This is a genomic window from Streptomyces sp. NPDC058086 (genome assembly GCF_042885015.1).
In the GTDB taxonomy this organism is placed as follows: Bacteria; Actinomycetota; Actinomycetes; order Streptomycetales; family Streptomycetaceae; genus Streptomyces.
In genome coordinates this window covers 123,889-137,613 of sequence record NZ_JBHVST010000009.1, presented here as the reverse complement: position 1 = coordinate 137,613, position 13,725 = coordinate 123,889, and the positions used below count along the sequence as shown (strand labels likewise).

6 protein-coding genes and 1 pseudogene are annotated in these 13,725 nt (G+C 72.9%); 4 read left to right on the top strand and 3 right to left on the bottom strand.

What is annotated here, in order from left to right:
* Positions 1–31: 31 nt before the first annotated feature.
* Positions 32–385 carry an SH3 domain-containing protein gene (locus ACFVWD_RS09965; protein WP_389594838.1) on the bottom strand — a complete coding sequence of 118 codons (354 nt, stop codon included), beginning with the start codon at positions 383–385 and terminating at the stop codon, positions 32–34.
* A gap of 280 nt (positions 386–665) precedes the next feature.
* On the opposite strand from ACFVWD_RS09965, the gene ACFVWD_RS09960 reads away from it, so the two are divergent.
* Complete coding sequence (locus tag ACFVWD_RS09960; RefSeq protein ID WP_389594836.1) at positions 666–6,227, top strand: hypothetical protein; 5,562 nt, start codon at positions 666–668, stop codon at positions 6,225–6,227.
* A 13-nt stretch (positions 6,228–6,240) separates the two neighbouring features.
* Here the strand turns inward: ACFVWD_RS09960 and ACFVWD_RS09955 are convergent, their stop codons facing one another.
* On the bottom strand, positions 6,241–9,066 hold the full coding sequence (locus ACFVWD_RS09955; RefSeq protein WP_389594834.1) for an AAA family ATPase: 2,826 nt from the start codon (positions 9,064–9,066) through the stop codon (positions 6,241–6,243).
* A 189-nt stretch (positions 9,067–9,255) separates the two neighbouring features.
* Between ACFVWD_RS09955 and ACFVWD_RS09950 the strand changes: the two genes are divergently transcribed.
* From ACFVWD_RS09950 to ACFVWD_RS09940, 3 genes are all read left to right on the top strand, one after another.
* On the top strand, positions 9,256–9,918 hold the full coding sequence (locus ACFVWD_RS09950; protein ID WP_389594832.1) for a LuxR C-terminal-related transcriptional regulator: 663 nt from the start codon (positions 9,256–9,258) through the stop codon (positions 9,916–9,918).
* A gap of 133 nt (positions 9,919–10,051) precedes the next feature.
* Entirely contained in the window at positions 10,052–10,771 is a 720-nt protein-coding gene (locus ACFVWD_RS09945) for a DUF4255 domain-containing protein (protein WP_389594830.1), read from the top strand.
* Positions 10,768–12,864 (top strand): ATP-binding protein, encoded by a 2,097-nt coding sequence (locus ACFVWD_RS09940; protein ID WP_389594828.1) that lies wholly within the window; start codon positions 10,768–10,770, stop codon positions 12,862–12,864. The genes ACFVWD_RS09945 and ACFVWD_RS09940 overlap by 4 nt, the downstream gene beginning before the upstream one ends.
* Before the next feature lie 67 nt (positions 12,865–12,931).
* On the opposite strand, the pseudogene ACFVWD_RS09935 reads toward ACFVWD_RS09940, so the two are convergent.
* Positions 12,932–13,725: pseudogene (locus tag ACFVWD_RS09935) on the bottom strand (hydrolase); the annotation flags it as partial.

The window sequence follows — 13,725 nt, the reverse complement described above, 5'->3', positions numbered from 1 at the left end:
TCGCGGTGAATTCCGGTGAGTTGCGCTGCCTTCAGCACTGGGCGGAGGCCGGCAGATTCGCGTACTGGTTGCCCTTGAAATAGACGGCGCTGCTGAATCCGTCGGCGAATCCGATCCAGATGTCGTTCGTGTAGCCGTGGTCCGTGATGGTCTGCCCGTGGGTCCAGCAGTACGCCGTGTAGGACTGACCGGCGGTCAGAGTGGCCAGGTAGGCGCTGTCCTTCGTCGGCAACTGGCGGACCTTGACGTTCTCGTAGGGCACGACGGTGTACGACTGCTCGGCGGGCGAGGCAGGCGAGGCAGGCGAGGCGGCGGCCAGGCCGGCCGGGACGAGGAAGGCGAGCGTCGCGGCGCACGTGGTGATGACGGCCGGAATACGGCGCATGGGAAATTCCCCCTGTGTGTGGTGTTTCGCTTTCGACCACCGCCACAGTGGGCGCCGAGGGAGCGCGGCGGCAATGCCATTCAACGGTGTTCGAAGTGAGCGCACGGCCGCGGAAGATGGAGCGCGGGTGTACTGCCGTTGTCGCTGCGGTGGTCGGCCGGCGTCTATATGTCCGAGTCCATGATCTTGCTCCCTGTGGGGCCTACGCAGTGGTTACGCTCCCCAGCGGACGGATCCGATGGGGGCGGGACGGCGGTCCTCATGACGGGAATGGCTCACTGTGCGTAGGCAGCGGCAGGCATCGGGCGGGAACGGCAGGGCCGGGGACCACGGCCGGGGAGCCGTCGGCCGGGACACGGCCTCGGTCGCCAGGACCGGCGCGGAGGTCACGGCGCCGCACCCGGCGTCCCCGACGACCGGCCCGGGGATGACTCCGCAGGCACTGCTGGCCCTGCAACGGGACGCGGGCAACGCGGCGACGGCGCGCGCACTGCGTGGACGGCTCCCTGCCGCCGAGGGGGTGGCGGGCGCCACGCGTGCGCCGAGGCCCGCACCGGCCGTACTGCCCACCCTCGAAGAACTGCCCGAGAGCAGTGCCGCCACCCGGCTGCCCGCGGTGCTTCCCCCGATCGAAGAGGCATCGGAGGAGTCCGGGGAAGGCGCGGAGAACGCCCGGCCGCGCGCCGCCATCACGACACGCCCCCGTCGGGCGGGCACGCGTCGGCCGGTCCCCCGGCCGACCGGCAGCGGGACCGGCACCTCCCATCCGCCGCTCGGACTGCCGCCGTACCTGCGGGAGTTACGGGCGGCGGGGCTCTCCACGGCGTACGGGCTCACCGGGCACGAGTTCGTGTCCACCGCACTCGGGACGGTCGTCGGACGGTCCGACGGCACGGTGGCCGAGATACGCGAGGAGCTGGCCGGGCGGCCGGAGACGTTCTACGGCCAGGGCCGCTCCTTCGCCGTCGAGGGCCCGGAGGGCAAGGGGTGGTACGACGTCACCGTCACCATCTCCCGGGACGGCACCGACCTGCCCGAGACCTTCGTCTCCCCGGAGGCCGCGAAGGCTCAGGCCGCGGCGGCGCAACAGGCCAGGGCCATGGCCGCGTTGCTGGCCGAGGCGGAGGCCGCCATGGGCAAGGGGAAGGGGAAGGCGAGAGCCGACGATCACGACGGCGGGGACGGCACCGGCACCGGCACCGGCACCGAGGTCGACCCCCGGCAGGCCGCCCAGGACGCGCGGACGGCCGAGGGCGCCAACATCAAGGTGGACACCCAGCACAACACCTCGGGCGTGGTGAGCCACTCCTCGGGCGGTTCGTCCAGCAAGGGCGTCAACTTCATGGCGTTCGGGCTGGCGCCTGTCGTCCCGGGGGTCTGGCTCGGCGGGGCGGTCATGGCCAACGCGCAGCCGTTCCAGTCCTCCAGCGACTCCCGTGTGCAGAAGACCATGTCCGAACCGCGGGTGCTGCGCAGCGACAAGGGGTCCGTCGAGATGCGGCGCCAGGTGCGCTACGGCGTACGGGTCCAGCCCCAGGACGAGGGACGGGGCGGCCGGGCGCAGACGTTCAGCGGCGCGGGGTCCCTGATGATGCGGGTGCCCACCGAACACCTGGTGCCGGTCACCGCCGAGGCACCCGTGCGGCCACGCCCCCTCGGCACACCGACCGCGCGGCGTGTTCGGCTCGCGGACTCGCTGGCCCCGGTCGCCCTGGACGACGCGGCGGCCCCCCATCCGGGCGGCGGCGGCCTGTTCGACACGGTCCGCTCCGTGCTGCACCCCTCCCTGGCCTCCCGCGGTGCGCCCGGGCGGGCCCGGCTCCACGACGCCACCTCCGCCGCGACCGTCCTGGAGGACCTGCCCCGGCTGCTGAGCGGTTGGGTCATCGGGGAGGATCTCGTCTCCAAGGACGGCAGCGCCACGGGCACCTACCGGATGCGCGCCGACCTCACCGCCCTGTCGCCCACCTGGACGACCGGCAAGACCCAACTGCGTACGCACCAGCAGGCGCAGCACTCCGTGTCGCACACGGCGGCCAAGGGCCGAGGGGGGACCTTCGGCGCGGGCCCGGCGGCGGGTTTCGGCGTGCTGGGCAACGCCGCCGCGGTGCGCGCGACGGTCATGCCCACGGCCGGGGCGCGCAAAGCGCGGTTCACGGTGGCCGAGCAGACGCTGTCGAGCCGTCAGGGCGCCGAGGTCAGGGGCGACAAGGTGCTCTACCTCGGCAAGGTCCGGTTCACCGTTGAGGGCACCGGACCGCTCTCCCCCGCCATGAAGGTGCGCTCCGGGACCCGCACGGCCCAGCACTCGATGGATGTGTGGGTCAGCCTGCGCGCCGACGAGGCCCGGTCGCTGGGCCTCGAACTGCCCGAAGGCGTCGCGGCGGGCCCCATGATCAGGGAGCCGGGAACGGACGCCGACGGGAGGAGGCTCGACCGGCGGCGAGGGGAGGAGTCACCGGGCGAAGCCGGATCGTCGGGCCGCCCGGGCACCGAGCGCCATCTGCCGTTCGGGGCCATGGGGTCGAGCGTGGCGATCAGCCAGCTGGACACCGCTCCCCTGCTCTCCGGCATCGAGCGGCTCTTCGCCACCGACCAGCGCCTCGCGGGCTACCTGCCAGCGTTCGGCGCCGGGGCGGAAACCGAGGTGAGCCGCGAGGAGGGCGAGGTGCAGCGGCGCAACTACCGCGAGCTGATCACCGTACTCTCGGAGACCAACCTGCGGGTCAACAAGGACCAGTTGCTCTCCTCCGGGATCCGGGTCCGGATGCGGCGCAAGAGCCGATGGCACGCGCACGACGTCCAGATCAAGGTCGTCGGTGCCCTGCGCGAGACGGGCCACCAGGGGGAGACGAAGGACTGGCTGGTGCGCAGCCACAGCGGCGTCACCAGCAACTCACAGAGCGGGCGGTCCAGTTCGCGGTCGATCGGCGGGCTGGCGCTCGGCCAGTTCCGGCTGATCCCCGGTGCCCTGTCCGCCACGGTGCGCGGTGAGCGGACCCGGCAGAGCACCCGGCGCAACCAGGCGGGTCCGACGACACGCTCCGACGTGCTCACCAACGGCGGTGAGAACACCAGCGCGTTCGGCGGCGCCCTGCGCCTCGACGTGGACGTCACCATGACGACACGGGAGCGGACCGCCAGACGTGCCCTCACCCCGGGCATGCCGGGGCGGGACACACCCGACGCCGTGCACATCGCCTCGACCGCGGACACCGAGGCGCTCGACCTGGCCGAGCAGGACGTACGGCTGCTCACCCCGACCGCCTTCACCCTGGACACCGCCGGGAAGGACCGGCTGACGGCCAGGACCCGCAGGCGCACCGCCGGACTGGCACCGCCGCAGCGGCAGTTCAACGCGTCGGGCATCGGCGATCTGTCGACCATGGCGCCGCGCTCGATCGCGGGCCGGGCGGTCCGGGACTGGACGCTGGTGGAGACCGTCGGAGGCGGTGGCCCGATCCGGGACCTCGCCTTCGAGCTCCTGTCGCGGGCCGCGAGCCGCAATCGGGAACTGCGGGAGGACCTCGCGCTGCAGACGGAGGGCCTCGCACCGCGGCTGGCGATCGAGGAACGCCTCAGTCCGCAGGCCATCACCTCGGCGCTGCGCCAGGCGGTGTCCTCCGGGTGGGTGGTGAAGAACCTGCGGTACCCGCGCAGGCTCGGCGCGCTCAACGGCGCGATCGGTACCCGGTTCGCCCTCACCCATCCGGAGGTGGTGGCGGAGGGCACCGGGGCGGGTACCGAGACGTTCCTGCTCGGCGGCCACCAGATGACCGGGCAGGAGGGCAGCGGTATCTCCACGACCGTGCAGGGCGGCGCCCTCGGATCGGAGAACGGCGCCGACTGGCGGCTGGGCGAGGGTCTGTCGGCCGCCCGCAACCTCGGCCGGAGCGCGGCGACGGCGACGACGCTGAGCGGCACCGTCGAACGCAACGCCCACACTCCGCGCACCCGGCCCCTCTACCTGGTCCACTGCGACCTGGTGGTCCGGATGGTCAGCGAGGTCAAGGTCACGGGAGGCGGCCCGTACGTCGCGAAGGGCGAGCGGACGCTGCCGGCCGCGGCCGCCGTATGGCTCACCCAGGAGCAGTTGGCGGCGGCGGGCCTGCGTGTTCCCGGGTCCGCCGGACAGACGTCCTCGCAGGGGGAATCCGCACGCCTGGGCGCGCAGTCCAAGGGCCCGGAGTCCAAGGGAAGAGAGTCCAAGGGCAAGGAGAAGGCCACCCAGGAGCAGTCCGAGGCGTCCCGGAGCGGGGAGTCGTCGAGCACGACCGCCCCGGCGCCGCCCGCCCTCGCCCAGGAACTGCCGCTCGGCTTCGGCATGATCGAGGAACTGCCCGACTTCGTTCCCCTGCTGGAACGGCTGCGCGCCGACGTCGGACGGCGTGACCGGTCCCTCGCCGACGAACTGCTGCCGAAGCGGCAACTGGCCGATCCGCACGACAACATGCAGCGGCTGCTGCGCGTCCTGGACCGGGACGGGTCCGCCGGACTGCTCTCCGGGGCCATGGACGGCGGGGTGCCCGTCGAACTGTTCCGCGGCCGCGACACACCGTACTGGGCCGTGTTCCGCGTACGCCGCACCCGGCAGGGCACGCCCGAGGGCGAGGCGAGGGACGGCCGCGACATGGAGTACATCACCTCGGCCGCCACGCAACGGGCGGACACCCGTGAGACGAGCGACACGCGTAACGTCGAGGGGGTCGTGGCCGGTGCGGGCAAGCCGGAGGGCGGCGGTGGTCCGCTCAAGAGCGTCGGCGGCTCCGGTGGGCTCGGTGTCGGCGTCAGCGATGTCACGAAGTCGGCCACCGTGGGGCGGGGTCAGCTCGGCATGAAGACCGTCGCCGAGGCCTCCGCGCGTTCCGTCAGAATGCGGGTGCCGATCGAGGCGACCCTCGAACTGCACTCGTCGCGTGGGCGGGTGGGACTCGCCGCCCTCGGCGGGCAGTCCCTGGTCCACCGCATTCTGGTCAAGGACCTGGAGGCGCTGTCGCGGCTGCGGCCGGTGCCGCGCGCGGAGGCGGGACAGACGTTCCTGCGGCAGGACGACGCCGAAGCGAGTCGGCTGGGGCCCTGGCACGGCCGCGGGGTGAGCCTGCCGATGGAGGCACAGGTCAACGGATTCCGCGGCGCTCCCGAGATCCGCCGGGTGATCGACGACGCGGTACGGGCGGCGCACGGCGGGGAGCGCTACCGCAAGACGGGCGACGCGGCGGCGTACGCGCAGCGCGAGGCGGTGTCCACCGAGTGGCTGATCTCCGCCCTGCCGCTGCTCACCGCGGCGGGAGCCGACCTCCCGGTCGTGCACGCCTCCGGCGCACAGGGGCAGGATCTGCGGACCTCTCTGCACGCGCGGCTGCGCGCCGGCCGCGTGCTGGGTGTCGGCGACAAGATGACCTTCGAGACGGTGGCGCAGAGTGCCCTGGACGCGCCCCGGCCCACGGGCACGGACCATCAGCAGGCGGTGGAGCACAACAAGTCGGTACGGGGGCTGGGCGGCGCCGGTGTGCTCAACGCGGACGAGTTCCGGATGAACCAGCTCCTCGGCAACGCCGACCAGGTCGGCGGCGCCACCGACACCTCGGCCCACGGGTCCGGCTCGATGCCTGTGCACAAGCCCAAGTCCGAGGCGACACTGGTGCAGTTCACCCTGGACGTGCGGGTGGTGGCCCGGGTGCGCGACCGGGGCCGCTCCGGTGCCCCCTCCGTCGCCGTACGGGACTTCACCCTCCCCACTCCGGTGGTCGTGCGGATCCCGGCGCCCGTGGCCCGCCGTATGCTCCAGGACCCGTCCAACCACACCAAGCTCCACGACCCGGACGGCCGCCTCACGTCCTGATGTCGGGGGCGTGTCAGCCGCCCGGCTCCTCCACCGGCTCCGCCGGCCGCTCGCCGATCACCGCGGCGAGCTCCGTCCTGCGGCGGATGCCCAACTTGCGGTAGGCACTGGTCAGATGGGTCTCGACGGTGCGCCGGGCCAGGTGCAGGAGCTCGGCTATCTCGGCGTTCGTCCGCCCGTCGGCCGCGAGGGCGGCGATCCGGCGTTCACTGCCGGTGAGCGCCTCCCATCCGGTCAGCGCGGTCGCCGAGCCACGGGAGCGGCCTTCGGGGAGGACCTCCTCGGCCAGCGCCCGCATCCGTACCGCGCCCAGCCGTTCGGCGTGCTCGGCCGCCTCGCGCAGCGCGTCGCGGGCCCGGCTCCGGTCTCCCGCCGCGACGAGCTGCCGCCCCTGTCCGATCAGGGCGGGGATCAGCTCGGTCTCCGCGGAGGCGTCCCGCAGAATGCGTACGGCGCGGTCGGCGAGTTCCAGACCGCGACGGCCGCCGGTCGCGGTGGCGAGCCCGCGCAGCGCCCGGCCCACCAGCCGGGGGGTGTCCCACACCTGGGCGAGCCGCAGTTCTTCACGGGCCAGCGTGAGGGCCTCCTGCGGCCGGCCGAGCGCGCTGCGGCACTCGGCCGCCGCGGTCCGCCAGGGGGTGACCACGGGGCTCACCACGTCCCGTGCCGTCTGCCGGCGACCGCATTCGAGGAAGTCGTCGAGCGCTCCGGCGTGATCCCCCTGCGCGGACCGCAACACGCCCCGGGCGTAGAGGAATCGGTTGAGTTCCCAGGAGTCGTGCGCGTCGCCCAGGGCGAAGCTGTCCGCGAGGCGGGCCGCCTCTTCGGTACGGCCCGTCTCGACCAGGGCGATCACGGCGTGTCCGTGCGCGTTGGTCGGATCGGGCCGGTGCCGGGTGGCTTCGGTGACCTGCCAGTCCGCCGGTTCGGCGAGCAGATCGGCGTACTGTCCGCGCGTCGCGGCGATGTCCGCCCGTACGTTGAGCAGCGCCAGGTGCATGGGGTGCAGCAGGGACGGGCTCTGCCGGTCCAGTCCCCGGCGTACCAGCCCCTCGGCCTCCACCAGTTCGTCGGCCCATTGCGCGACGGCGGCGGCCGTACCCAGCAGGAAGGGTTCGGCGAGCGCGTCGACCGGTTCGTCCAGCAGGGCGTGGATGCGCTTCATGGCCGTGGCGGCGGGGATCAGGCCCGCCGTCGCGTCGTGGCGGACCAGAAGGGCCTGCCCTGCCGTTCCGACCAGGTCCCCGGACCGCTCGGCGGCGCCGTGCAGCCAGCGATACGCCTCCTGACGGATGCTCTGGTCGTGGTCCGACAACAGCGCCGAGGCGGTCCCCAGCAGCCGTATCAGGTCCGGATGGTCGGTCAGTTGCTCGTCCAGGCCCCGCAGGACGTCCATCGCGGCGCGCGCCTTGCCGCGCCGGGCCAGCACGGTGCCCAGGGCCACGGCCGCCCGTACCCGGTCCTGCGGCATGCCCGGCAGCCGGGTCGCCTCGGTCAGTCGCGGTATCCCGGCCGAGGAACGGGCGGCGGCGAACTCCAGGGAGCCCAGCTCGGTGAGGACCATGGTCCGGCGGGCGGGCGTCAGCGGCTCGTCCAGCGCACGACGCAGATACGACACGCCGTCGTCGGGCCTGTCGTCCCGCACCGCCACGGACGCGGCGTCCAGCAGCGTCACGCTGGCCCAGGCCGCGCCCACGGCCGGGGTCCGCAGCAGCTGCCCGGCCACGGCTTCGGCGCGGTCGCCGCGGCCCAGCATCGCTTCGGCCGCCGTACGGTGGGCCGCCTGCCGCCGGACGGTGGGCCAGCCGCTGAGCACCGCGTCCCGCAGCAGCGGGTGGGCGAAGCGCGGCCGCCCGTCGGGGTCGGGCCGCAGCAGGCCGAGGCGGGTCATGGCGGTCAGCCAGCCGGGCACCCGGGCGGGGTCCGCGCCCGCCGTCTCGGCGAGCAGTTCGGCGAACTCTTCCGCGTGGCCCTCCTCCCACACGTCCGCGTCCAGCGCCGCGAGGGCGCGGGCCACCCCCGCCGTCGCCTCTCCGGCGCTGTCCAGCCACCAGGAGACGGCGGCCGGATAGGCACCCGGGTAGAGGGCGGCACAGGTGTCCGGCACGCTCCTCGGGGGCGCGCCGTCCGGTTCCTGCGCACGGAGGTCGTCGAGCAGGGCGCGCAGCAGCAGGGGGCTGCCCGCGCCGGCCCGGACGCAGTCGTCCACCCAGGCGGGCGTGGCGGCACCGGCGTCCGAACGGACCAGGTGCGCCGCCGCGTTCGCGCTCAGGGGGGCGAGGGTGTGGGTGCGCACCAGGGTGGGCGAGAGCGCGTGCGCCAGACCGGCGGACGGCGGGTCGATGTCGTACTGGCTGCGCTCGGTCGCCACCAGGAGGACGGGCAGTGCGTCGATCCGCCGGGCGGCGTCGACGAGCCAGCGGCGCGAAGGTTCGTCGGCGCAGTGGACGTCGTCCACCGCCAGCAGCAGCGGGGCGTCGGCGGCGTAGGAGCGCAGCCGCCTCCACAGGTGTTCGGCGTATGACCAGTGGTGCGGATTGTCGTCGAAAATGTCCGGAAACAGCTTGGTTCCGGCGTCGAATTCGCCGCCCGATGACAGAAGTTGGAGGACCGCCGCGAACTCCCCGGCCTCGCCGTCCGGCGAGCAGCGGGTCCGCAGCACCCGCATGCCACGGGCCGCCGCCCGCTCGGTGACGGCCTCCAGGAGGGCGGTGCGCCCCGTGCCGGTGGCCCCTTTGAGCAGCACCAGACGGCCGGACCCGGCGCAGGCGCGGTCCGCCTCGGCGGCCACCAGCTCCAGGGCCTCCCGTCGTTCACGCAGCGCCTCGGTCTCGCCCATCGATGTCTCCTGTCGTGGACGTTTCATGATCCATCTCGTGGTCAGTCTCGTGGTCCTCCACGATTGCGCGAGGCACGCCAAGCACAGAAGTCTGGGACAAGCCCTTCGGCCACTGGCGACACAGGGGCGACCCGCACGTGGATTTGGGAGAAGCGGTTGCGCAGTTCATTACGGACCACTGACGCAGGCGTGTCACAGCGGCCCGCCGACACCGGTGCGGCGGATTCCGGAAACCGCATACCGGTGGTGGTCCAGGCACCCGACCCGATCTCCCGGGCCGGGGTGCGCAGCCAGTTGGGGCAGCACCCGGTGATCGACCTCCTCGACAGCGCGGAGGCCGGGCCCGGCACCGTGGCCGTCCTGGTCAACGAGGGGCCGGACGAGACCACGCTGTCCCGGCTGCGCCGACTCGTGCGCAGCGACGGGGCGCGCGCCGTGCTGGTGGTGAACGCGATCCGCGAGGCCGAACTGCTCGACGTCATCGAGTGCGGTGTCGGGGCCATCGTCTGGCGCCACGAGGCCAGTGCGCACCGGTTGGTGCAGGCCGTGCTCGCGGCCGCGCGGGGCGACGGGGATCTGCCCGCGGATCTGCTGGGACGCCTCATCACTCAGGTGGGATCGCTCCAGCGCACCGCTACCGGCCAGACCGGAGCTCCGCTCTCCGGCCTGGTGCCGCGCGAGATCGATGTGCTGAGGCTCGTCGCCGAGGGACTGGACACCGGGGAGATAGCGAGCAAGCTCTCCTACTCCGAACGTACCGTCAAGAACGTGATGCACGGGCTGACCACCCGGCTCCATCTGCGCAATCGCGCCCACGCCGTGGCCTATGCGCTCAGGGAAGGTTACATCTGAGGCGGCCGACCGATCGCACGGGGCCTGTCGAACGGGGTACCGGGCGGATCGCAGCAGACGGGTACAGAGCGGGTACTCAGCCGGCCCACGGCTGGTACGCGGCAGAACGTGACGGCACGGCGGGAGCACGACGGTGATTCACGAGGTGGACGAGGTCCTCAAAGGGCTGCTCAGAAGCGGAGCGCTGGCCGGTTCCGGCATCGAGGTCGCCTTCGACGCGCCGAGCCGCGAGTGGGCCGCCCGCCGCAACGCGCCTGCCATCAACGCCTACTTGTACGACATCCGCGAGGACGTGCGGCGCCGTGAGCGTGGTGCCATGGCTGTGCGGGACGAACGCGGCATCGTGCTGCGCCGCCGCCAGCCGCCCCGCTGGTTCCGGCTGTCGTATCTCGTGACGGCCTGGACCAAGCAGCCGCAGGACGAACACCGGCTGCTGTCCGCCGTGTTGGCGACACTGCTCCCCCACGAGATCCTGCCCCCGCACGCGCTGCCCGGAGCGCTGGCCGCGCTGGGACTGTCCGTACCGCTCTCGGTGGCGAACCTGCACACCGAGTCCCGGTCCCTCGCGGAGATCTGGTCCGCGCTCGGCGGCGAGCTGAAGCCGTCGCTGGACCTGGTGGTGACCGCGCCGTTCCCGTCGTTCCCGGAGTACGACGCCGGACCGCCGGTCACGGAGGGCGCCGGCGTGCGCGTACGCGGGATGGACGGAACCCTGGACGGCTCGCCCGAACGACGGCACCGGGCACGGCACTTGGCGTCCACGACCGCGGCCGACACGGCCCCGGGCACGGATCTCCCGGCCGGGGACCACCCGGTCGCGGAGGATCGAAACGGAGAGAAGCGAGCGAAGTGACCCCGCACGTCCCGGCGTCGGCCGCCACCGACACCTCGTCGTCCACCGACGGCACTTCGCCCGCCACCGCCTTCGAGGGACCGGCCGACGCGCTCCTGGTCCGGCTGTCCCGGCTCCGCGAGCGTGTCGCGTTCCTGGTCGAGCACCGCAGCGCGACCGATCCCACCGCGGCCGATCCGCTGCGCGGCCTGTATCTGTCCGAGGACGCGGTACGGCATCTCCTGGAGCCGGCCGGACAGGACCCCGCCCCCGAGAGCTGGGTCTCCGAGCGGGGCGACCGGCTGGACCTGCTGGCCGGGCGGCTCGGGCTGACCGAGCTGGACGTCCGGATCCTGCTCATCGCGCTGGCCCCGGACCTCGACCGTACCTTCGAGCCGCTGTACGGCTACCTCAACGACGACGTCAGCCGCCGCCGGGCCACCACCGGGCTCGCGCTCGACCTGTGCGGACTTCCGGCACACCGTGCCGAGGCACGGGCCCGGTTCCATCCCTCGGCTCCGCTGGCCGCGCTGGGCCTCGTCGTGGTCGAGGAACCCGAACGCCCGTTTCTGAGCAGGTCGTTGCGCGTACCGGACCGGCTGATCGCTCACCTTCTGGGCGACGAGACCCTGGACGCCGCGCTGACCGGCCATGTCCACCGGCTCCGGGCGCCGGTGCGGGGCGAGCAGTACGACGAGGTCTTCCTGCGCAGGCTCGCCGACCGGCTGGCGACCGCCCCGCTCACCGTCTATCTCCGCGAACACCGGGCGGGAGACGGTCTCGCCTGCGCCGCCGGCGCACTGCGCGACGCCTCGGGGCAGGAGGCGCTCCACTTCGCTCCGGACCAGACCGCCGGGCAGGAGCCGATCGCCGACCTGCTCCGCGAGGCCCGGCTGCGTGACTGCGCGATCGTCGTGTCACCGCTGCCGGAGGATCCCGCCCCGTTGATGCGGGCGTTGGCGGTGGACGATGTGTCCGTGCTGTTCACCGATCCGCGTCCGTACGATCCGCACTGGTGCGACCATCGCGATCCGCTCGTCCTGGACGTGCCCCGGCTGCGGGCCGGATCGGTGGACGCGTGGGCGGTGGCGCTCGGCACCGGGGTCGACACCGGGGCTTCCGCCCGTGTCGCAGTCGTACCGGAGCCCGCCCCCGGCTTCGACCTCGCCCCGGTGGTCGCGCCGTACCGGCTCGGTGGCGACCGGATCCTGCGCGCCGCCCGTGCCGCTCAGCGCCTCGCCGCTTTCGACGGTACCGCGCTGACCCCCGCTCATCTGCGGCTGGCCGCCCGGCAGCAGTCCGCCTCCGGGCTGGAGCGGCACGCCCGCCGGATCCGTCCGGACGTCGGCTGGGAGAATCTCGTCCTGCCCGACAAACCGCTGGTGCAACTGCACGAGCTGGCGTTGCGCGCCCGCCACCGTGACCAGGTGCTCGGCGACTGGCGGCTGAGCGCGGGCGGCGGGCGCGGCCGGGGCGTCCTCGGCCTCTTCGCGGGTGATTCGGGCACCGGCAAGACCCTGTCCGCGGAGGTCGTCGCCGCCGAACTCGGCCTCGATCTCTACGTCGTACAGCTCTCCTCGATCGTCGACAAGTACGTCGGCGAGACGGAGAAGAACCTGGAGCGCATCTTCACGGAGGCGGACCGCACCGACGCCGTGCTCCTCTTCGACGAGGCGGACTCCGTGTTCGGCAAGCGGTCCGAGGTCAAGGACTCGCACGACAGGTACGCCAACATGGAGAGCTCCTATCTGCTCCAGCGACTGGAGTCCTTCGACGGCATCGCGCTGCTCACGACCAATCTGCGCGCCAACATCGACGAGGCGTTCACCCGCCGTCTCGACCTCGTGATCGACTTCCCGTTCCCGGACGCCGGCCAGCGGCTGGCCCTGTGGCAGCACGCCCTGACCCATGTGCCGTGCGCCGAGGACACCGATCCGGGGGCCGTCGCCCGTGACTTCGAGCTGGCCGGTGGTTCGATCCGCAGCGCCGTGGTCACGGCCGCCTACGGCGCCTCCGGCCGCGGTGCGCCGGTCGACACGGCCGACCTCCTGGACGGCGCGCGCCGCGAGTACCGCAAGGCGGGCCGGCTGGTGCCGGGCGAGGGCACCTGGTAACTCCTCGCCCGGCTGTTCGCGCAGACGGCCCTGCCCGTCCGACGCCTGTCGGACGGGCAGGGCCGCTTCACACGGTGAACTTGACGGCCTCGAGCCAGAGCAGGTTGCTCAGGGTCCCGCCGAAGATGTAATTGTCCCCGCCGGGCTCGTCGCAGCCCAGGCCGTGCCAGCCCTCGTCGTGGACGTGCGTGGTCTGGCAGACGACGCTCTTGCTCTGGCCGACGTTCATGGCGAAGCCCAGCATGTAGGGGTCGTCCTTCTTGGTGCTGCCGATGTAGAGGTCGGCGCCGTCGACCACGCCCTTCCACGGCCCGTTGTAGTGCCCCTTGCCGTCGGTCGACTGGGGGTAGTAGACGAAAGCGGTGGCGGCGGTGCCGTCGGTGTCGGACGTGGCGAGGTTGAGCGACTTGATCGGCCGGTTCTGTCCCACCGTGCCGGCCATGGCGCCGTCGCACACCGGTTTGGTCCAGCCCTTGTCCGTCAGATAGGCCCGGTAGCAGATGTGCCGTCCGGGGTCCTGTGCGGCCAGTTGCGTGACGGCTGTCGCCGCCGTGTCCTCCTGAGGCTCGGCCGACTCCTTCGGCTTGGCCTCGGACGATGCGCCGCCGCCTCCGGCACCGCTCGTGTTCTGTGACTCGGTCGCCGCGGGCGCGGCCGGGGCCTCGGCGCTGGGCGAGGGAGGCGTGGGCGGCGCGACGGAGGCCGAGGGGCTGGGCGGCAGCGTGCTGATGCCGGCTTCCTGGAGCTTCTCCGTGGCCGACGTGCGCACTTGGGGCTTGTACGCGATCCACAACATCACGAACGTGATCGCAAGCGCCATGAACACACCCAGGAACGTGGCAAGCCAACGCGGCAGGAACC